Source organism: Psychrobacter sp. NC44, assembly GCF_904846655.1.
Lineage (GTDB): Bacteria > Pseudomonadota > Gammaproteobacteria > Pseudomonadales > Moraxellaceae > Psychrobacter.
Map to the genome: position 1 here is coordinate 64,838 of NZ_CAJHBN010000003.1, position 21,686 is coordinate 86,523.

Annotated in this window: 17 protein-coding genes; 4 read left to right on the forward strand and 13 right to left on the reverse strand. The window is 40.9% G+C overall.

The annotated features are described in order from the left end of the window. Positions 1-122 precede the first annotated feature (122 nt). The 3 genes from JMX95_RS02930 (at position 123) to JMX95_RS02940 (ending at position 4,436) form a co-directional block, all read left to right on the forward strand. Positions 123-2,675 (forward strand): RelA/SpoT family protein, encoded by a 2,553-nt coding sequence (locus JMX95_RS02930; RefSeq protein ID WP_201552869.1) that lies wholly within the window; start codon positions 123-125, stop codon positions 2,673-2,675. A gap of 53 nt (positions 2,676-2,728) precedes the next feature. After that, positions 2,729-3,667, forward strand: coding sequence for a bifunctional DNA-formamidopyrimidine glycosylase/DNA-(apurinic or apyrimidinic site) lyase (gene mutM, locus JMX95_RS02935; protein WP_201552867.1), 939 nt, complete (start codon positions 2,729-2,731; stop codon positions 3,665-3,667). A gap of 328 nt (positions 3,668-3,995) precedes the next feature. Further along, complete coding sequence (locus JMX95_RS02940) at positions 3,996-4,436, forward strand: hypothetical protein (RefSeq protein ID WP_060490428.1); 441 nt, start codon at positions 3,996-3,998, stop codon at positions 4,434-4,436. Positions 4,437-4,559: 123 nt separating this feature from the next. Here JMX95_RS02940 and mscL read toward each other — a convergent pair whose 3' ends face one another. From mscL to JMX95_RS02955, 3 genes are all read right to left on the reverse strand, one after another. Then, positions 4,560-5,003 carry a large conductance mechanosensitive channel protein MscL gene (gene mscL / locus JMX95_RS02945; protein ID WP_060490427.1) on the reverse strand — a complete coding sequence of 148 codons (444 nt, stop codon included), beginning with the start codon at positions 5,001-5,003 and terminating at the stop codon, positions 4,560-4,562. Between the two features lie 285 nt (positions 5,004-5,288). Beyond that, complete coding sequence (gene typA / locus JMX95_RS02950) at positions 5,289-7,139, reverse strand: translational GTPase TypA (protein WP_201552865.1); 1,851 nt, start codon at positions 7,137-7,139, stop codon at positions 5,289-5,291. 356 nt (positions 7,140-7,495) lie between these two features. Continuing rightward, the gene (locus JMX95_RS02955) at positions 7,496-8,809 is read right to left on the reverse strand and encodes an OmpA family protein (RefSeq protein WP_201552857.1); all 1,314 of its coding nucleotides are present in this window, start codon (positions 8,807-8,809) and stop codon (positions 7,496-7,498) included. 560 nt (positions 8,810-9,369) lie between these two features. On the opposite strand from JMX95_RS02955, the gene JMX95_RS02960 reads away from it, so the two are divergent. Further along, positions 9,370-10,095 (forward strand): Tfp pilus assembly protein FimT/FimU, encoded by a 726-nt coding sequence (locus JMX95_RS02960; protein WP_227675944.1) that lies wholly within the window; start codon positions 9,370-9,372, stop codon positions 10,093-10,095. Between the two features lie 45 nt (positions 10,096-10,140). Here the strand turns inward: JMX95_RS02960 and JMX95_RS13815 are convergent, their stop codons facing one another. From JMX95_RS13815 to JMX95_RS03005, 10 genes are all read right to left on the reverse strand, one after another. Continuing rightward, complete coding sequence (locus JMX95_RS13815; RefSeq protein ID WP_406947498.1) at positions 10,141-10,305, reverse strand: pyridoxine 5'-phosphate synthase; 165 nt, start codon at positions 10,303-10,305, stop codon at positions 10,141-10,143. Positions 10,306-10,326: 21 nt separating this feature from the next. Next, positions 10,327-10,458 carry a pyridoxine 5'-phosphate synthase gene (locus JMX95_RS13820; RefSeq protein ID WP_406947484.1) on the reverse strand — a complete coding sequence of 44 codons (132 nt, stop codon included), beginning with the start codon at positions 10,456-10,458 and terminating at the stop codon, positions 10,327-10,329. A 249-nt stretch (positions 10,459-10,707) separates the two neighbouring features. After that, positions 10,708-11,484 (reverse strand): DNA repair protein RecO, encoded by a 777-nt coding sequence (recO, locus tag JMX95_RS02970; protein ID WP_201552855.1) that lies wholly within the window; start codon positions 11,482-11,484, stop codon positions 10,708-10,710. 56 nt (positions 11,485-11,540) lie between these two features. Further along, positions 11,541-12,506, reverse strand: a complete 966-nt coding sequence (era, locus tag JMX95_RS02975) for a GTPase Era (protein ID WP_045443844.1) — start codon at positions 12,504-12,506, stop codon at positions 11,541-11,543. A 361-nt stretch (positions 12,507-12,867) separates the two neighbouring features. Further along, positions 12,868-13,665: a ribonuclease III gene (gene rnc / locus JMX95_RS02980; protein ID WP_201552845.1), complete on the reverse strand. Its 798-nt coding sequence runs from the start codon at positions 13,663-13,665 to the stop codon at positions 12,868-12,870. A gap of 120 nt (positions 13,666-13,785) precedes the next feature. Then, the gene (locus tag JMX95_RS02985) at positions 13,786-14,178 is read right to left on the reverse strand and encodes a DUF4845 domain-containing protein (protein ID WP_227675945.1); all 393 of its coding nucleotides are present in this window, start codon (positions 14,176-14,178) and stop codon (positions 13,786-13,788) included. A 145-nt stretch (positions 14,179-14,323) separates the two neighbouring features. Continuing rightward, the gene (gene lepB / locus JMX95_RS02990; RefSeq protein WP_201552843.1) at positions 14,324-15,226 is read right to left on the reverse strand and encodes a signal peptidase I; all 903 of its coding nucleotides are present in this window, start codon (positions 15,224-15,226) and stop codon (positions 14,324-14,326) included. A 104-nt stretch (positions 15,227-15,330) separates the two neighbouring features. After that, positions 15,331-17,127, reverse strand: a complete 1,797-nt coding sequence (gene lepA / locus JMX95_RS02995) for a translation elongation factor 4 (RefSeq protein WP_201552841.1) — start codon at positions 17,125-17,127, stop codon at positions 15,331-15,333. 533 nt (positions 17,128-17,660) lie between these two features. Then, positions 17,661-18,905 (reverse strand): capsule biosynthesis protein, encoded by a 1,245-nt coding sequence (locus JMX95_RS03000; RefSeq protein WP_201552839.1) that lies wholly within the window; start codon positions 18,903-18,905, stop codon positions 17,661-17,663. A gap of 160 nt (positions 18,906-19,065) precedes the next feature. Then, the gene (locus tag JMX95_RS03005; protein WP_201552837.1) at positions 19,066-21,648 is read right to left on the reverse strand and encodes a capsular polysaccharide biosynthesis protein; all 2,583 of its coding nucleotides are present in this window, start codon (positions 21,646-21,648) and stop codon (positions 19,066-19,068) included. Positions 21,649-21,686: the final 38 nt, after the last annotated feature.

A 21,686-nucleotide genomic window follows, 5' to 3' on the forward strand; every position in this document is an offset into this window, starting at 1 on the left:
AAAAAACAGATTTTTTAGCAGTTATATTGGTTTATAGCTGATACTTTATGAATCGTAAGTTCAACGTGTGTGCATAGTAGATGAGGTTATAATCAATTCAAAATAGCTAAGAGGAGTCGGCTATGGTAAAAATTCGTGAAGGATTACCGCTGGTGGATGGACAGACCACCCAAGCCGATAGTGCAGCACTTGCCGCTCAACTGGTCGCGAGCCAACGCTCGCACCAGTCTGCCAATAGCTATGCCCAAATCCCCCTCGATATCAAATACCAGCTGTCCACTCATAAGCTACACACCACTTTTGATCGCTCAGCACTACATGCCTTTCATAGTCATGATCCAAAGCTTGAAAACGAATATTCTGATAACCCGCTTTTAGATAAAAATAATGCTCTCTCAGATAAAGAGCTCGAAGCGATTGATTTAGATCGAGTCAATATTGATGTTCCCACTTGGTTAGACAACGTCGCCAAACGTATCGGACAAGAGTCTGTACCTCACTTGAGTGCTGCTTGTGAATTTATTCGCAGTCATATGAATACCAGCGAATCTGAGCGTTCAGGTGCTTATGTCACGGGTATTGGCATGACAGATATATTGACCTATCTCTACCAAGATGAAGATGCTCTTGTGGCTGCAATGCTCTATCGTAGTGCACGAAAATCAATCATAAGCCTCGCTGATATCGAGAAAAAATTCGGTGTAGACATATCGACCCTCGTCAAAGATACCTTGGCAATGGGTAAGCTGTCTGAGATTATTGAAAGCAATAAGCGTCTAGAAGATCACTTTGTAAACAATCAGCGCGACCAGCTATCTAATATTTATAGCATGCTAATTTCCGTCACCAATGATGTACGCGTCGTGCTTATCAAATTGGCTGAGCGTACTTTCGCCATGCGCGAATTGACCTTTTCTAATGAAGAGCGTCAGAATCGTGTGGCGCGTGAAGTCATGACCATTTATGCCCCATTGGCGCATCGCTTGGGCATCGCGCAACTTAAATGGGAGCTGGAAGACTTAGCCTTTCGCTACCTTGCGCCTGAACGCTATAAAGAGATTGCCAAACTGCTCTCCGAAAAACGCAGCGAACGCGAGTCCTATATTCAGCGCGTACAAGATAAGCTCAATGAGGCATTAGCAGAGGCTAATATCGAAGGTGAAGTCTCTGGACGTGTCAAGCATATCTACTCTATCTACCGAAAAATGAAGCTCAAAGGCTTATCGTTTGATCAGCTTTATGACATTCGTGCGCTGCGAGTATTGGTCACCAACCCGTCAGACTGTTACCACGTGCTTGGATTGGTACATGGCTTGTGGCGATATATTCCAGAACAATTCGATGACTATATTACCAACCCCAAGTCCAATGGTTATCGCTCACTACATACGGCAGTCATTGCTGAAAACAAATCACTGGAAGTACAAATTCGTACTCATGAAATGCACTTCGAAGCTGAGCTTGGTATGTGTGCTCATGTTAACTATAAAGAAGGTCTAAAGAATAAAAAAGACAATTATCTTAATCAAAGAATCAGCTCGCTGCGTCAGCTGTTATCGATCAATAATGAAACCCGTAACCAACCGCGCTCATCTTTACTAACAGGTGAAGAAATAGAGGGTATGGAGTTTGACGAAGAAGAGCAACTCGTTGACTTTGACGAGCTCGAACGCATCTATATCTTTAGCCGTGATGGTGACATTACTGAACTGCCAAAAGGGGCGACCGTTCTTGATTTTGCTTATTATGTACATACACAAGTTGGTAATCGTGCCCAAGCTGCGCGAGTCAATCAGCGCTATGTACCATTAACCTATCAACTCAAAACAGGTGAACAAGTTGAAATTATTACCAAAGCATCACGTGAGCCCAACCGTGATTGGCTAGTTGCTTCACTTGGATACATTCATACCAACCGTGCACGTTCAAAACTGCGTCAATGGTTCAATAAGCAAGACCGTGATAAGAACATTGAAATTGGTCGTCAAATGCTCAGTAAAGAGCTTGAACGATTATCGGTACATCCCAATAGCATCGATTTAAACGACTATATTCAGCATTTCCATGTTAATACGACTGATGATATTATCGTTGGATTGGTCACAGGCGACATTGGTCTCAACCAACTCACCAGCCACATCTCTCGTCAGCTACACCTAGAACCTGAAAGACCGCCAGAAAATTTTGCGCCAAGTATAGATGCTAGAGAGGCAGGAAAAATCGATGCTTATAAAATTCGTATCGATGGGCTGGATAATATAGAAATCAATCTAGCAGGCTGTTGCCACCCTGTACATGGCGAGCCAATTGCTGGTTACATCACCTTATCACGAGGTGTCAGTGTCCATAATCGTGGTTGCCCTGAATATTCACGCTTGATTGAACGCGATCCTGAGCGCGAAATAGAGGCTTCGTGGCGGGTACAAGCTGGTCGTTATCAACCCGTTGATATTCACGTAGAAGCGTATGATAGACGCGGACTGTTGCGTGACTTGACGCAAATTATTGATAAAGAAAATGTCAATATTCGTCAAGTTGAGACGCTTAGCAATGATGATAACATTGCCTTTTTGAAATTTCATATTGAGGTTTCAGGATTGGCACACCTATCTAAGCTTTTAGCGAAACTAGAGCAACAGCATGGTATCTTGCATGCTCGCCGCGCCGTCGCTTAGATATAAAATCACAAAATACGTCCGCTGAATCATAAGGTTATTATAAAAATATCATGCCTGAACTGCCTGAAGTAGAAACAACCAAAACCAGCCTTGCACCGTTATTAGGGCAACGCATTATCGATATAAAAGTTTTCCAGCCAAAGCTGCGTTGGGCGATGCCAGATGATTTAGATAGCTTGATTGATTACATGCTAGATAGCGTTGAGCGCCGCGCAAAATATTTAATTCTTAACTTTTTACCTTTATTACCCAATGATGATAGCGCTGCGGCTCAAACTGCTACGTTAGTACCGCGTCAACTTTTGGTTCATTTAGGCATGTCGGGCAGCCTGCAACAGCAGAGCTACGGTACTGAAAAGCGCAAGCATGATCATCTCATCATTGTTTTTAAGGGCGTTAATAATACAAAATCCCAACTACATTACTATGACCCAAGACGTTTTGGGTCAGTGCTATGGCACAAAGATTATAGTGCTAAGCTATTAGATCATTTAGGTCCTGAGCCATTATCAGATGAATTTACTGCAGACTACCTGTATCAATTGATTCAACGGTCAAACTTGCTTGATCACAGTGCTGATACTGTAGCAATTGGCAAAGCCAAATCAAAGAAGCAGCCCATTGCTCGCGCTATAAAATCAGTCATCATGGAACAACAGGTCGTCGTGGGTGTCGGTAATATCTATGCAACTGAAAGCCTATATTTATCAGCTATTCATCCAGCCACCCCCGCTCACCAACTGTCCCATGCTCAGATGATTATTTTGGTCGATCATATTAAAGTTATTCTACAAAAGGCGATAGCGCTTGGTGGTTCGACACTGCGAGACTTCACCGTAGCAGATGGTCAAACCGGTTACTTCCAGCAGACATTAAATGTCTATGGTAGACAAGGGGAAACTTGTCCGCATTGTGATGCCGTGCTTGAGAATATCAAAATTAATGGTCGCGCCAGTGTATTCTGTCCCAACTGTCAGCCAATCCTTTAAATATTATCTGAAACTATCACTATCTGTTTAGCCTTAAGTACCAAAATAACTTAGGTATCAAATCGTATAATATAGCAGCACAATACTCTTGACTAAGTGTCCTATTATTTTGCACTAAGATTATTATATCGCACGCCATTTTTGTTGCTGATTGACACACATCTTGCTTTAATAGTATGAGCACTTACATAAATAGTGCATAATGTTTATACATCTGTAATATATTTAGCTTACTTATCGTTGCGCATTGTTTATATAGGGAAATTGTCTCTGTGTGGAAATAGCAGCAGCTAATAATCATACCAACTATGAATTTTAGGACATCGTTATGACTGTTAAAGCCAAAAACCAACGCACAGTTAAGCAAAAAGCCATTACTATAGCCGCAAGCTTAAGTTTAATGGCTGCTACTATGCAGCCTGCCTTGGCAGCCATAGAAATTGATGAGACAGACTTTGGGCCCTCTTATGAGACAATGGTGGTTGATACTGTAGTGGGTAAACCTCTACAACTGGTCAGTGCCGTTGCTGGTACTGCCGCCTACCTAGTTAGTCTACCCTTCTCGCTTATCGGTGGTAATGCGGATCAGGCGCAGCAGAAACTTTTTGTTGAACCTTGGGATGCGATGGGACGTTGCTTAGGTTGTACTGTGGCTGAAGACAACTATTACAAATCACAAGTGACTAATGATAATGTTGTCCGTATTGTCGTTGATCAACCATCTGAGATTTTGATTAATACCAACGATTATGTCGTAGTTACGCCATAGTCTTTATATTAACAGCTGGTTAAATGATACAACTGCGCTAAAGACAATGCATTTATAAATTATCCATAAAAAAGGCTAACACGACGTTAGCCTTTTTTGTGTTTTTAATCAAATCATCATATTTTATTTTGAAACAGCGGTATTACCTAATTTAGCACTAATTTCACGAAGCAATTGCACCTCTTCTGAAGGTTGTTTTACCAATTCTTGTACTTCTTCTTTACGACGCATTTTGTTAACCATTCTAACCATCATAAAAATAATAAATGCTAAAATTAAGAAATTAATCAGTACGGTAATGAAACTGCCGTAGGCTAATACAGGAACGCCAGCCGCTTTGAGGGCATCATAGGTCATGGCAACACCTTCAGGCGCATCACCCAACACTAAGAACATGTTTTTGAAATTGATTTCGCCACCTGCTATGAAGGCCACTATCGGCATAATAATGTCTTCAACTAAGGACGTTGTGATAGTAGCAAATGCCCCACCGATAATGACACCAACCGCTAAGTCCATCACATTACCTTTCAAAGCGAATTCTTTAAACTCAGAAACCATACTCATTATTTTCTCCTCAAAATACCAATCTATAATCGAATAAGTATCTCAACAGTCGACCCAATCTTGAGCCTTAAGAGTAATAGTAAGAAACACTACTACTGTCAGTTATTCTGTCTATATTCTATGGAAATTACAACAAAAAAAAGCAGCATAAAATGAACCATATTCAGTTCACTCTATACTGCTAATTTTTTAGTTATCTTGATGCCCATTATTAAATAACAACAGCATCAAATGCTTCTATAAAACATCAATCCAATAAATTACTCAGTAATTCATGGCTCAATATTAAGCACCTTTTTTACCACGGCCGTGACGCTTACGCTCACTTTCAGTCAAATAACGCTTACGCAGACGAATCGCCTTAGGTGTTACTTCAACCAATTCATCATCTTGAATGAATTCAAGCGCTTGCTCAAGTGTGAACTTGACTGCTGGAGTCAACGTCAATGCTTCATCAGTACCACTCGCACGAACGTTGGTTAACTGCTTAGCAGTCGTTGGGTTAACAGCCATATCATCGTTACGTGAGTTAAGACCAACGATCATACCTTCGTAAACTTCAAGCTGTGGCTCAGCAAACAATTTACCACGTTTTTGCAGGTTAAATAGCGCGAAACCTAAGCAAACACCTTTTGCCATAGAAACCAAGACACCATTCGAGCGACCACCAACATCACCGATCTTTTGTGGACCGTAATGTGAGAAGCTTGACGTCATGATACCAGTTCCTGAGGTCAACGTTAAGAACTCAGAACGGAAACCGATCAAACCACGGGCAGGCATCGTCGCTTCGATACGCATACGACCTTTACCATCAAGCTCCATATTGGTCATCTCGCCTTTACGCAAGCCAACCTGCTCCATGATAGAACCTTGATGCTCATCTTCAATATCAAAAACAACGTTTTCATACGGCTCTTGTAATTTACCATCAACTTCTTTAACGATAACTTCTGGGCCTGAAACACCCATCTCAAAACCTTCACGGCGCATGTTTTCGATCAATACAGATAAATGAAGTTCACCGCGACCTGATACTTTGAATTTATCAGGAGATTCTGTATCTTCTACACGTAATGCTACGTTATGAATCAATTCACGCTCAAGACGCTCACGGATATTACGCGAGGTCACAAACTTGCCATCACGACCAGCAAAAGGTGAATTATTTACTTGGAAGTTCATTGAAACGGTAGGTTCATCAACCGTTAATGCTGGTAATGCTTCGACAGCACTAGGATCACAAATCGTATCTGAGATATTAAGCGAATCAATACCAGTAATACAAACGATGTCACCAGCTTGTGCATCTTCAACATCAATACGATCAAGACCATGATAACCCATAATTTTCAAAATACGGCCATTACGGGTATTGCCATTTTTGTCGATTACAGTCACTTGAGTATTGGTTTTAACTTTACCACGTTGAATACGACCAATGCCGATAACGCCAACAAAACTGTTGTAATCAAGGCTTGAGATTTGCATACGGAACGGTGCATCAGCATCAACTTGAGGAGGCTGAACCACATCAACAATTGTTTTGAAAAGCGGTGTCATGTCATCAGCCAAATTGTCAGCTTCCAAACCTGCAATACCATTCAATGCTGAGGCATAAACAACTGGGAAATCAAGCTGTTCATCAGTTGCACCCAAGTTATCAAAAAGATCAAAGATTTGATCCATTACCCAGTCAGGGCGTGAGCCAGGACGGTCAATTTTATTGATGACAACGATAGGTTTTAGACCTTGCTCGAACGCTTTTTGCGTCACAAAACGGGTCTGTGGCATTGGGCCATCAACCGCATCAACGACTAGAAGCACGCAGTCAACCATAGACATTACACGCTCAACTTCACCACCAAAGTCGGCGTGACCTGGGGTGTCAACAATGTTGATACGATATTCAGTATCATCAGTCTTATCTGTCCAGCGGATGGCTGTATTTTTAGCCAAAATGGTAATACCACGTTCTTGCTCAATATCGCCTGAATCCATTGCACGTTCAGCAATGTTTGCACGGTCGCCAAAAGTACCAGACTGATGTAATAACTTATCAACCAAAGTTGTTTTACCGTGGTCAACGTGGGCAATAATTGCAATGTTACGCAGGTGTTTGATATCGTTCGCCATATAAAATGCTCGTTTCGTCTTAAAAAAATGCAGTAGCAATAAGCGCCGCTGGATAAACTTTTATCATCAACCAGATAGATATTGAGTACTTACTTTTAGAAGACTGCACAATAGATGCGGTTAATCAAATAATTTCAATATAATCAAGTATCTACACTGATAAATTCATCATACAGATAGCTATGCTAATGTACATTCTGTCAATTTACAGAATGTTTGGGCAGCTAGTATAACATTATTGCTTCACAAATTTATGTAATAACTTGCTTTTCTCAATCCATAAATAAAAAAAAGCCACCCATTAGGTGACTTTTTTTGTAACTATATATTTAGTAAAACAATTGATCCAATACTATTTACTGAACAACCATATCTTTAGTTTGTTCAACAGTCATTGTTTTGTCACCAGTGATGATGGCATAAACACGACGGTTCATAGCACGACCTTCTTCAGTGTCGTTTGGAGCGATTGGTTGGTCATAACCATAGCCAACTGTTGATATACGGTTTGGAGCGATACCGAATTCGTTAGTCAACATAGATTTAACAGCAACGGCACGGGCTTCAGATAAACGTTGGTTATAACGTGCTGAAGGACCAGTTTTAGAAGCATGACCTTCGATACGTGCTGTAGAGTTAGGATACTCGCGCATCTTCTCTGCTACTTTAGCGATTTCAGGTTGATACTGAGATTTGATAGTTGATTTATCGTTATCAAAGAATACACGTAGTTCCATTTTCAGCTCATCAGTAATATCTACTGGTACTGGGCAACCGCGCTCATCTACTACGACATTCATAGGAGTGCCTGGGCATGCATCGATGCTATCAGGTACGCCATCCCCATCAGAATCAAGATCAGATTCAACTACGACTACTGGAGTAGTATCGATAACTGGCTCTTGCATTGGTGGTACTGCTACTGTAGGTGCTAAATGGCCACCAAGTACAACTTCTAGACCGGCCAAAGCCATGCCTTCCCACCAGTTGTTATCAAAGTTATGAATCGCACGAGCTTCACCACGTAGGCTTAAAGCGTCGTTGATACGATACATAGCACCTAGACCTAGGTTACCAATAGTATCTTTAGACTCTGCAACTTCAGTACCAGCATTAACTGTACCTACAGAAGAACCTTCAGCAGCTGTATAAGTTTCTTGGTTTTCTACTTTGATCTTAGATTGACCAGCACCAACCAATACATATGGCTTGAATGCGCTATCAGTATAACCAGTAAATTCTTCAGTACCGATTAAGAAGTTACCAGAAAGCATGGTTTGTTCTACGTCAAAACGGTTAACACCAGCATCAGCAGAATCTTCAGAAGCTTCGCCGTTTGCACTTGACACGCCGTACTCTACTTGGAACTGAGTAGAAGGAGTTAGTTCAATACCTAGTGCAGCACCAGTGTATAAGCTACTTTCTTTAGCTACGCCGCCATTATTAGGATGACCATTAGCGCCAGTAAAAGGAGTACCGTCGTCGATGTTATTACCATCAGCATTTACGTACAAGTTTTTACCAGTTGTAAGGATTTCGCGTTGCTCGTCATGAGCTTCGCCAGTGTAATGATAACCTAGTAACAATGGGCTAATAGTTACGCCAGCATTAGCTGCTAAAGGTGCAGCTGCTACAGCAACCAGAGCTAGAGCAATTTTATTCAATTTCATGGACTTCCTCCAAAGGATAATTTGAGTGATGCATTAAGCAAAACCGCTTCTCAAGATGCTCTAAAATAGACATCTTTTACGAATTTTAAGTGACAAAGCAAAACCAATTAAGGAGTAGCTTAGCGATTATCAATTCAGTTTACAACTTTTTTCGTTAACGAGCTACACATTATTACACGATAATGTCGTAACTAAAACACAATAACCAGCTTAAGTTACCTAGAACTAACACACCTTACGCTTTTTATCTTTTGTATGTCAGTTCACAATAGATAGTAAACCTAACAGTATCTATTGTCTGGGCGTATTTTAGTACAGTTAGTATTTTTTCTCTATTATTAAAACCAGTCATTCACTAATTGAAACATTTTTTGACAGTAGACATATATTCTGTTTATATTATATCACTCAACATTATTTCATACATCATAAATTTGATCATTACTCTAAAATTTCACGAGCATATTGGCTCGATTTTACGCAATGATTGGATTGAATAACATTTAAAGAAGCGAGACTGTTTTATTGAACTAAACTACTTATTATAGGTAACAAGCCTCATGGCATTGCTGCATAAAACATTATCAAGTTATAAAAAGCTCTCAGCATTTATGTTATGGGTTTTTACTTCAAATAAGCACAGGCTAGCTCAAAGCCGATTGATTCTTTATGTTTATCATAGATATATAGTATATATCTATAAAAGAGCAGCCGATACAACTACCAGAACAGACCCAAGCACTGTTAATAGACATAACAAGGGTTTTACGCTGGTTGAACTTATCGTCACTGTATGTGTATTAGCAATTATAGTGACGATCGCAGCCCCAGTCATACGAACGCAATTAGCACGTATGGAAGCCAAACGGATTCAAAGTCAGTTAGAGAATTCTCTTGCCTTAGCCAAGGCTGAGAGTTACATCAGAAGACAGAATGTCATTGTTTGCTTGTCTGATACTGGAGGGCGCTGCCATAGAGACAGCGATAAGACACTTTTGTTATTCATAGATAAAAATGACAATAATCACTTTGATGCTCAGGTAGATTCATTAGTTATTCAGCAGTCTTTAAATCCTAAATACAGTAAGCTAAGTTTACGAGTTGGAAGTCGACGCCACTACACCAAATTTTGGGGTGATAGTGGCAAACCACGAGGACATTTTGGCCATATAAAATACTGTCCCATCGTTGCTTATAATGAAGCAATGTATCTAATATCATTTAACCAAGGAGGTATTGTTAAACAAAAACTTAATGAAGATCATCCCACTGAATGTGACGAATAAAAAACTACCAATGACATAAGTTACCACTGGCATTTTTTGATAGCTCTATAGATCTATATACATTGCTTCTTTCATCATAATAACTGCCTGCTCGAGTCCTACAAGTACAGCGCCTGCAATGAATGCATGGTTGATATTCAACTTATAAATACCCTCAATTTGTGCGATAGCACTCACATTATCACGTGTTAGATCATGACCTGCGTTAATTAAGAGCTTATTATCACTGCGTTAAGCAATAGCAAGAGCTTGCTTAATTCGTTTCAGCTCAGCCTTTTGCATGTCCATATCGGCTACCAAGCTTGCCTCAGCATAAGCGCCTGTATGTAACTCAATAGCATCAGCGCCGCCTTCTCGCATCAAAGAGCGGCGGCTAAAGGGCTTGGATAACTAACCCCACGCGCTTAACGCAGATTTGCTAAGTGATCAATGTTTACACCTAATAAAGGTTTTTGCAAAGGGTTGTTAGATGAAGGTAATGAAGCAGTGGTCATAAGAGATTTTTTTGATAACGAAACCCAATTGACTGATCAACGGTACAAGAATATGAAACTTTAGACAGTCTCAGCACCAATCAGATTGGTTATAGCACTTTGAGGATGGTACTATTATTTATTGGTAACGCTGTTGCTGCTGCCACAGTAAGCGGCTTTGCAATGGTTGATAATCCAGTAAATGGTCAATAAGCTGTCGATGCATTTTTGACCAATTATTTAAGGTTTTGTCAGTAATACCTAACTGCGTCATCGCAATGATATCAGTACCTTTGAAAAAAATTTGCCCCATAGTATTATCTAAATGCTCAGTCTGTATATCATTCTGCAAGACAGGCACTAAACCAACATCAGGTAAAAAACGATAAGAATCGTCAGGCTGAATGATGTTTTCAACACTATCGTGAGTCAACATTAAGCTAAAACCCAACTCATTGAATAAATGCTGCTCAAATTGGCGCAAGCACAACCGTAATTCGTTGGCGCTCAAAGGTCGCCTAAGCTGAGACAGACTGTCCTGATAATGTAGCCATAATACTGGCATTGGATCTTCAGTCGACAACAACCGCCATAGTATTTCGTTTAAATACAACGCCGCATATTGATGTTGACCTGTAATATTTTCGTAGGGCAGTGCTTCTAGAACAGTGGCAATGCCATCATCTTTTGCTATGCCTGTTTGAGTTGTGTGTTGCGATGCAATATTGATCTGACTAAACGTTTTTAAATCTCGTTTACCAGTGGAAAAGAGCTGCAATGGCATGAACAATGGCGCGCCTTTTTTCCCAATACCATGGATCACGCCATGTTGCTGAGAAAACAGATAATATAAGGCGCGCTTTTCTTGATAAGGACGCTGATGCAATAAGTAACCGACTAACGCTTCATTGCGCATTTCTTATTACCTCAGCATCGAGCATATAGAAAAGTGATTAAAGCGCTATTCTTCAATCAATATCCTAAGCTAGTCAATGCACGTTCGTCATCAGACCAGCCACGTTTCACTTTCACCCACAGTGTCAGCATGATTTTTTTATCAAACAACTGCTCCATATCTTTACGAGCATCCATACCAACTTGCTTAATACGCTGACCTTTATCACCAATCACAATGGCTTTTTGACCACTACGTTCAACATAAATAGTTGCATCGATGAAAGTACAAGCCTTACGTGGACGCCCTGTCTTTGGATCAGTGTGCGCAGGCTCATCTTTGAACCCATCAATCTGTACAGTTAAGTCATATGGCACTTCGTCACCAGCGCTACGCATAATTTTTTCGCGGATAATTTCACTGGCCAAAAATCGTTCTGAGCGGTCAGTAATTTGCTCGGTATCATAGATAGGAGCAGCAATAGGAAGATGCGAAGCAATCACTTCTTGTAGACGATCTAGGTTTTGGTTTTTTAAGGCAGATACTGGTACGATATCGGCAAAATCAAAACTGTCATTAAACGTTTCAATCAGTGGCAACACGCTGCCTTTATCTTTTAAGGTATCAGATTTATTAATAACCAATACCACATTTAAATTGGTGTCGCCAAGCTTTTGTAAAACCAACAAATCATCATCACGCCATTGATCTGAATCAACAACGAATAACACCAAATCAACATCTACTAATGCAGATACTGCAGCTTTATTCATACGCTCATTAATAGCACGTACTTCATTGCGATGAATACCCGGCGTGTCAACAAATACTGCCTGCATCTCATGATTTGACAAAATACCGTGGATACGGTGACGAGTCGTTTGCGGCTTACGTGATGTAATAGACAGCTTTTGACCCAATAAGTGATTCATCAAAGTCGATTTACCAACGTTTGGACGTCCAACGATCGCGACATAACCCGCTTTAAAATCATCAGCAATACCTGCATGACTACTAGGGGCAAAGAATTCTTCAATTGCCATATCGTTGTCTACAGTAGTATCTTCTGCTTGATTGATGCCATCGTTAGTAGTATCGATATTATCTTGGTTTTGATTCAATTCTGTGTTTTCGGTCATATTTTTGGCATTATCTTCATCATTGGATGGCAAGTCAGTACGATTGCTCATAGGTTAATCCTATAGAATTTATACCCAGTCAAATGGTGCTTAATGATGTATTGGCTGTATCAGCACTAAAAAAGCAAAACTATCATCGGCTGGGAAATATTTAAGGTTTTGAAATGTGTGACGTTTACGCTAATTCAAATAAACGATTTTTGAAACGTCATTTAACATATACTGTCAAAAAAAGTGGTATGTGCGATTCATAGGTTAATCCTAGTTAGGATCGCTTTTTAGCTGGGCTCGGCAGTTTATGCAATTGGTTAATCATTAATTCTGCTGCTTTTTGTTCAGCGATACGGCGGCTCTCACCAGATTCAGTAATATCAACACAGTTATTGATATTAACATGGCAACGTACAACAAAAATTTGATGCGGCGCGTTACCACGTGTTTCCATTAGCTCATAATGTGGCAGATCAAATTGCTTAGATTGTAGCCACTCTTGCAATCGACTCTTGGCATCTTTTAACGCTTTTTGGTCATTAACGTTGTCAATCAAATCACCATACCATGAGAGAACACAATCGCGAGTAATATCCAAATCTTGGCTGTCTAAATAAATAGCACCAATCAACGACTCCACGGCATCAGCCAATATAGAAGCGCGATTGCGCCCACCACCTTTACGCTCACCTATCCCTAATATCAGATGATTAGAGAGCTCTAAGTTTTGCGCAATAATGACCAATGATTCTTGACGTACCAAGGTGGCACGCATACGAGTCAAGCGACCCTCATTTTGGCTAGGATAGCGATGATATAAAGCCTCACCCACAATCATTCCTAACAGAGCGTCTCCTAAAAACTCTAAACGCTCATAATTTTTTTTGCTATCAAATGAGCGGTGTGTCAACGCAAGTTTGGGGAGACTCAAGTCCTTAAACACATAGCCTAACTTGCGTGTTAATACGGCTAATTGCTGAATAAATTCTGAGCTAACAATCAGCGTGTCGACAGACGTGCTATTTTGTTGAGGAGTAGGAATCGCTTGGGAATGCTGCAAAGTTGGTTTCATGCGTGGCTTGTGGTTATCCCTTCTGTTTTACTGATTTGGTTAGTAATAGTATGGATTAATGAATATTATAAAGACATTCAGATATTAAAAAGTTTAAGAGTGATCTAACACTCTTTTTAGTTACTCTGCTGTTGTCATATCGATATCACCTTCGAAGCGATTGACGATATCAACATTACCAAAGAAATTTTTGGTGACTGCATATTCTTTACGAATAGCCAATTGTCCCGTCTTTTTATCAATAAAAGTAAATACATCTTCCGCCTGAGTATCATAATCAGCATTAATAGATAGCTGTCTATTAACACGCTCGACAAACTGCTTGGCCGTCTCATTATTATTATTTGCTTCCTTAAGCTGTGCGCTTAAGGTCTTGGTCAATTGATAATCACCGATCTGAGCAGGTATGATAGCAACCATCAATTTGGCAGCAACTCCTAACACAAGAATAATTAAAACGATACTCGTTACGCTAGCACCACGCTGTGTGGCGATTCCAGATAATTGCTGCACTATGATATCCCTCTACTGGTAAACAACTATTTTTAGGAGCTACCGAAATACTAGGTAGCCATTTATTAGATAGCAACAATATTAGCATAAAACTATTATCGATAAATCAACCAATAGAGCGTCTCATAATCTTAATGACATAATCTTAATCAATAGTACCATTGCGTTCAAAGGTTGGTAAATTAAGTCCTGGTGGCTTATGCATCCAGATATAAACCGCTTTACCCGCTAAATTCTCATCAGGAACAAATCCCCAAAACCGACCATCAGCACTACGATCGCGGTTATCGCCCATCACAAAATACTGACCTTCTGGAACGCTAATACGCCATTTGGTGCCTGCTGAGCTAACCACCTCTGGCGATTGCTGCTGTAAAAATGGTGCATATTGGGAACTATTCATACCATTCAAGTAACGAACAAGATGCTTGTTTTCGCCTTGTGTTTCCTGAAAGTATTGCGCCTCACCCTCTTCTTGCTCACCCATCGCTGCCGCACTGTCTTCGGTCAGTACTTGCCCTGGACCAATTTGTCCTGGTAAATAAAGCTGTGAGGTCAACTCAGGGTTCGCCGCAAAATCGACAGGCTTAGTGTCAACTGGGACATCATTGATAGAAAGTGTCCCTTGATCATAACTAACAGTATCACCAGGCAAACCAATGACACGCTTGATATAATAAATACTTGGGTTTTCAGGATAGCGGAATACCGCCACATCACCATGCTCAGGCGCGCCAGTATCCAGAACTTTGTTATACGTCAGCGGTAGGCGCACCCCGTAGGCATACTTATTAACCGCAATAAAATCGCCCGTATATAATGTCGGCACCATAGAAGATGAGGGAATATTAAAAGGCTCAATCAAAAACGAGCGTACTATTAACACCACTGCCAATACGGGGAAAAAATCATAAGCCCAGCGTACCAAGAGACTTTCTTGACCACGCCCGCGAGTTTTACGCTGTTTCAGGGTCAGCTTATCTAATAGCCAAATAATACCCAAACCAATGGTTAACGGTACTAAAATTAAATTAAAATCAAAATCCATACTCAATTGCCTATTAACGAGCGACTTATCTGGCTATCTATACTATCAACTGCGCCACTAATTACACCAACAAAACTATCGTTGACCAGTCAATTAGTAATGACTTACTCAACCTGCAATACCGCTAAGAAGGCTTCTTGTGGAATCTCCACATTACCGACTTGCTTCATACGTTTCTTACCCGCTTTTTGCTTAGACAATAGCTTTTTCTTACGCGACACATCACCGCCATAACACTTAGCTAGGACGTCTTTACGCATGGCTTTCACTGTACTACGCCCAATAATTTGGCTACCAATCGCCGCCTGAATTGCCACATCAAACATCTGACGCGGAATCAACTCTTTCATCTTAGTCACCAACGCATTTCCACGATAGCGTGATTGGGTTTCATGAACAATCATGGCCAGCGCATCGACTTTTTCGCCATTGATTAATACATCTACTTTAACCAATTTATCGACTTGATAACGCTCAAAATTATAGTCAAGTGAGGCAAATCCACGAGAGACAGATTTTAGACGGTCAAAGAAATCCATGACCACCTCTCCCATTGGAATATCAAATATCAGCTGTACTTGACGACCCATAAAGCGCATATCAACTTGTACACCGCGGCGCTCAATACAAAGCGTCATCACATTACCAAGATAATCTTGCGGTACTAAAATCTGACAACGGGCAATTGGCTCACGAAATTCTTCGATATTATTAGGTTCAGGCAGTCTTGATGGATTATCAACATAAATGATGCTGCCATCTTTTTTTACAATCTCATAGATAACTGACGGCGCAGTAGTAATCAAATCCAAGTCATATTCGCGCTCTAAACGCTCTTGGATAATCTCCATGTGCAGCATACCGAGGAAGCCACAGCGAAAACCAAAGCCCAACGCATCAGAAGTATCTGGCTCAAAAAACAACGAAGCATCGTTAATTTGCAGCTTTTGTAGCGCTTCACGGAATTTTTCAAAATCTGTAGAATCAACAGGGAACATACCCGCATAAACTTGCGGCGTAATCTGTTTAAACCCAGGAATACGTTCAACATCGGGCGTTTTAGCATGAGTAATCGTATCACCCACTGGCGCGCCAGCGATATCTTTGATGCCAGCAATAACAAAACCGACTTCACCTGCTTCCAAGATACCCGTATCTACAGGCTTAGGCGTAAAGACACCAATTGAACCAACTAAATGCGATTCTTTGGTTGATTTGATATAAAGTTTATCACCTTTTCGGATAGTACCTTCACGTACCCGAACCAATGACACAACGCCTAGATAATTATCAAACCAAGAGTCAATAATCAATGCTTGTAGGGGTGCATCACGATCACCAGTCGGTGCAGGGATGAACTCAACCAATGCCTCAAGTAGTTTATCGACGCCTAAACCCGACTTAGCAGAGACTCGTGGCGCATCAACAGCATCGATCCCGATAATGTCTTCAATCTCTTGAATAACGCGTTCAGGTTCAACTTGTGGCAAATCAATTTTATTGAGTACTGCCATGACTTCTAAGCCTTGATCAACGGCCGTATAACAGTTAGCGACGGACTGAGCTTCAACCCCTTGCGCCGCATCAACGACCAAAAGCGCGCCTTCACAAGCCGCTAGTGAACGCGATACTTCATAAGAGAAATCGACGTGTCCTGGAGTATCAATAAAGTTGAGCTGATAACGCTCACCATTAGGATGATCGTAGAATAAAGTTACCGACTGCGCTTTAATGGTAATACCGCGCTCACGCTCAATATCCATAGAGTCAAGTACTTGCGCCTGCATCTCGCGATCTTGCAAGGCACCGCACATTTGAATAAAACGATCAGCAAGCGTCGACTTGCCATGATCAATGTGGGCAATGATTGAAAAGTTACGAATATTTGCTAATGCAGTCACAAAGCGCCTACTAAATTAAGGGTGATAGAATAATAAAATTAAGAAATGAATGCTGTCAGGCACAACCGCTAAAATAGCTGTCCATCATTAAGGGAGCAATAACAAGAGAAAACAATTAGAATCAGCTTATTCGCCAATACTCTCATCTCCAATCAACCGCTCAGGACGCTAGCTATTACGCGCAGGCATCAAAGAGTATTCTAGCAGTTTTCTACTATAAAGTAAGGCGATTTTATTAGCAGAAGGATGATTTACAAATGAATTTACGAGCGGATAACTGTACAGATAGAAAGCAAGCCACTTATTAGCCCTTTATTAACTTCGTTAGGACACATGCTAAAGCATGTTTTCATTTTAGAAATGGAGGTAGAAATAAGATAAATTGCCGTTAAACAAGGGCAATAGTGCCGTTAATATCGGGATATCACTCGGCTATTTAACGATGTCTAAAAAATACAGCCATTTCTAGACCATTTAAATGTTCATTGATTGAATTGAGGACATGCCCTAACTTACTGTTAAAATTTAATAATCTACTGAGGAGTATTGGTTTTGGATAGATCGTTTTCTATGGCCTCACGTCCTGCTTGATGCAGATATTTATATATCCATGGCGACTTACCATAAAAAGCGCCATTTAACTGAGTTTGCTCTATCAAGTATTCACGAAATCTAAGATAAAACTCATTGTCTGGGCGGTTAGGTTGTTGCCAAAACTCATTCAATGGTTTTTGATCTATCAGCTTAGGCGTATTATAAATCGCGCGGCCCATGATCTTAGTAGGTTTTTTATGATAGACCGATTGCAAACCTGTCGTACTATTGATAGTTACCATCCCAATGCTATATTTCATCAAGGTTGGCAGGTGCATATCACAACCATAAAACACACGATCAGCCACTTGATAGCGTCTAGCCAAGCTAGATACCAGCTCGCGATAATCTCGATGACCACGATCTAGCGGATGATGCTTAAAGACTAGTAATTGCTTCTTATCAGCGTACTCTGCAAAGCTTGCAATAGACTCATCAATAAACTGCACCACATCGCGATAGTCACTATGATGCGTAATCTGCGAGTCATTATGCACTTGTAAACTAATTAAAAAATAATTATTACTTTGTTGTTTTGTCAGTTTATTTTGCAATCGCTTGTCAGGTAAATATCCACGCAGTTTACGCCATGGTGCTTTGAGCCAAGCTATCGCTTCTTGCCATGCTGTCATACCACGATAATGCGAATAGTGCGGATAGCGACTTTTGTAAATCCAAGCGATAATATAATAGACAATAGCAGCGATACTCAAACGATAAAAACGATTGTGGGTATACAGTGGTTTATCATTGGCTTTTTTGAGCGCCTTGATATCCGCCGTATTTAAGCGCGAATAGCCATTGATGCCATATTCTTGCAATGTAATATAATCTGGACGCAAGTAGCCTTCTTCAAATACGAAAAAAGAGGTGCCCAACTGCTCACTGACACATGCAGCTTGGGCATGATGCGGACGACAATCCCCAAAGCAGACGATCGCATCAATATCATTTTCTTGAACAAACAGCTGTAACCAAGAAGAGAATTGCGCTAACGTATCGGTGTACTCATACGTATTATCATGATGATAGAAGAATGCATCACCTGCATTAAAGTTAATCTTACTAACTTTAATATTTTGAGTTTGCAAAAATGTCGAAAAACGGTTGAAGAATCCGCCCATCTTTCCTTGTAACAGCAAGACGTGTCGATGAGTAAGCAAGTGAGACATCGAAGCTGCCATAGTATTGAATTACCATTAATGAGAAGATGAAGGATAAAAGCGTGAGTATTTATTAAACAACATGAATATTAAGCTGTGTGAATACACGTTAATCATCACTGATTATACCCAAAAACGCCATACTTGTCGCAGTGGATTTACGGCACAATTTTAGAGCAATCTAACGAGATAGTTGACGCAGGCGCTGCTGCCATTGATGACGCTGCTGCATAAAACGAGTCGTCGCTTGGCGTTTAAGCTTTGCAGGTAGTGCTGATAAAATTGAAGTCGCATGGCTAACCGAGCTATTTATAGGGCTAGATATTTGCGCTTGAGATTCTGTATTATGAATATCTTTAAGCAAAGGAGCGCTTTTAGGAGGGTATAAATAGTCAATCACTTGCTCTACTTGTGCAAGCCCGTAGCCATTAGGTAAACGATATAAGGGATAGCGAATAAGCGCACAATATAACAATTGCTCTAACGTTAATGCAGTGTCGCGTTTTCGTCTCTCTAAATAGTCAGCTTTCGGTGAAAACTGGGCATCAATATCTGCCGTTAACCCCCAACCAGCATAAAACGGTAAGCCGTAGCAAGTAACGTCTAAACCGCGCAGCAACGCCTCAAAGCCAGTCAATGAGCTAATCGTATGTACTTCATCAACACACTCTAAGCAATCAGGCATCGCGGTATCATAGGCGACGGCACTGACCTGTTGTAAAAAATCTGCGCTAACCTTACCAGCCCTTAGTCCTGCTTCAACGTCAGGATGCGGCTTATAAATAAGATAAGCCTCAGGGTTGTCTTGGCATACACGCTCAATCAAGCCGCTGTTGGTTTTGATGGTTGAACCGCAATACTGCACCGATAAATCATCTTCGACTTGACCGATGATAAGCAGACGGCGCTTGCCAGATACTCTAGCCTCATACATCCAAGAAGTATGCTGGTTATTGGCACTGGCGACATCAGCTCCAACATTGTATTTACTCACCCGCTGATTCAGCAATTTATCTTGCAGCTGTTGTACACGGACACTTTGCTGTGGGTTCAGTGCTTGACAATGGCGTAGCAACGTCTCTAAATCTGAGGGCTGGGTCGCATCATAATAAATACCTTTTTTATCTATGACGACCGACAACGGTGCTAACAACGTCGCGCCCAAACCATTTGAGCGGATAAACCCATCTTCCATACAGTATATAGACGGTATGGATAAATGTGGCTGTTTCTCAAGCTTACGCTGTAATTTATTTTGTACTTGCTGGCGTTTGGCCAAACCCCACACTAATAGAGGCTGCTGATAATCAACACGAAAATGATCAGGATGCAGTAAATTCTTTAGACGTGGCTTGGGTTTGATAAATAATGTCGTACGCGGTAGATTCGTAAAAGCTTTTACAAAGGGTAATTTCCAGCGACTAAATTCATATATCGTGAGATCCCCTTCAAGGCGCGCTTGCCAATATCGATTAGTCACTAACCATTCTATCGCTGTATCAATATCACAGGCTTGCTTGGTGGCCGGATCTACATAACGACTATAATCTATATAAGCGCTATAAAATAACGTTTCTAACGTCGCAGATGTTTTTTTAGCAAATGATATAGGAAACAACGCAGGATTTGAATGTCCCCTAGACTCTAGCTGTTTGCTGACAAGTTTTTGACGACGTTTCTCGACCGCTTTAAGCAGCTTTTTGGGTGCGCCGCTGTCATCAGTTAGACCCCAGCCACTATACCAATTGACTCCGAAGCAATGTACTACTTTACCTAAAATCAACCCTTCAAAGCCCATATGGGAGCTGACCGTATAAACATGGTCAACTTGCTCTAATAGCTGGATAGGATTGAGTGCTTGAGTTAATAACCGAACCTGCTTAGGTAGTTTTAAACGGGTCAGGTATCCTGATTTTGACGCAGGATGTGCCTTTATCCAAATATGGGCATGAGGATGATTATGACACGCAGATTTTAACATCTTCTTAAACTGACGTTTATCCGCGCCCGCACCGGTGATAGAAGCATCACCAACCACTTGGTCAATCAATAAAACATGCGATTTCAAGGGATCTGCTGTTGTATTAACACCGTCTTCACTTATCAATTTATCCAATGACGGACAATCGATCACTGCGTTATATTTACTGAGCTGCTCATTACAAATACGTGCCATCAAGTGCCGCGCGCGCGCGTCATCTATTTCATAATTATTGGGCGTAGTAGCATTTTTAGTACGCTCAATAATCAGCCGCTCAAGGCGTGAGTCATGCGTCGTATCAAAATAAATACCAAGGTCATCAACGACGACACTCAGGCCATGACGGCTACTAATACCAGAATCTAATGAGCGCAAAAAGCCATCTTCGACACTTAATATCTCAAGCTTTTGCCGCTTAGCCACGTTATTAGCTCGTTGATAGCTTTTTTTACGACCCCAACCGATAAAGGCATCGGGTTGCTGAAAAGAGAGAGAGGAATTGGACAAATGAGTTATCTGATTTTTTACAACCTTAGGTAATGGCAATGCAGACAGTAAAAGCGTTTTACCTACATTGATACGTTGCGGTAGACCTGACCACGGATACCAGCGCTGAATATCTGCTTGTAATACCTGAGACAAAAGTAAATTGTTTTGACGCATACCCTTACCAATGACCGCCAAGTGCTGTGGCAATTGGTATGGGGATGATGGCAAAAGCAGTGCATTATCAGAGTGAGAGGTCACTGCCACATTGACATCATCTGCCGCGCTTTTTGCCATTTTCAACACCCTTATTCATTACTTTTACATCAATCTAT

Excerpts from the sequence above, each read along its gene's own strand:
- JMX95_RS02930 (WP_201552869.1), top strand. The coding sequence starts at position 123 with ATGGTAAAAATTCGTGAAGGATTACCGCTGGTGGATGGACAGACCACC.
- mutM (WP_201552867.1), top strand. The coding sequence starts at position 2,729 with ATGCCTGAACTGCCTGAAGTAGAAACAACCAAAACCAGCCTTGCACCG.
- JMX95_RS02940 (WP_060490428.1), top strand. The coding sequence starts at position 3,996 with ATGACTGTTAAAGCCAAAAACCAACGCACAGTTAAGCAAAAAGCCATT.
- mscL (WP_060490427.1), bottom strand. The coding sequence starts at position 5,003 with ATGAGTATGGTTTCTGAGTTTAAAGAATTCGCTTTGAAAGGTAATGTG.
- typA (WP_201552865.1), bottom strand. The coding sequence starts at position 7,139 with ATGGCGAACGATATCAAACACCTGCGTAACATTGCAATTATTGCCCAC.
- JMX95_RS02955 (WP_201552857.1), bottom strand. The coding sequence starts at position 8,809 with ATGAAATTGAATAAAATTGCTCTAGCTCTGGTTGCTGTAGCAGCTGCA.
- JMX95_RS02960 (WP_227675944.1), top strand. The coding sequence starts at position 9,370 with ATGGCATTGCTGCATAAAACATTATCAAGTTATAAAAAGCTCTCAGCA.
- recO (WP_201552855.1), bottom strand. The coding sequence starts at position 11,484 with ATGCGCAATGAAGCGTTAGTCGGTTACTTATTGCATCAGCGTCCTTAT.
- era (WP_045443844.1), bottom strand. The coding sequence starts at position 12,506 with ATGGCAATTGAAGAATTCTTTGCCCCTAGTAGTCATGCAGGTATTGCT.
- rnc (WP_201552845.1), bottom strand. The coding sequence starts at position 13,665 with ATGAAACCAACTTTGCAGCATTCCCAAGCGATTCCTACTCCTCAACAA.
- lepB (WP_201552843.1), bottom strand. The coding sequence starts at position 15,226 with ATGGATTTTGATTTTAATTTAATTTTAGTACCGTTAACCATTGGTTTG.
- JMX95_RS03000 (WP_201552839.1), bottom strand. The coding sequence starts at position 18,905 with ATGGCAGCTTCGATGTCTCACTTGCTTACTCATCGACACGTCTTGCTG.
- JMX95_RS03005 (WP_201552837.1), bottom strand. The coding sequence starts at position 21,648 with ATGGCAAAAAGCGCGGCAGATGATGTCAATGTGGCAGTGACCTCTCAC.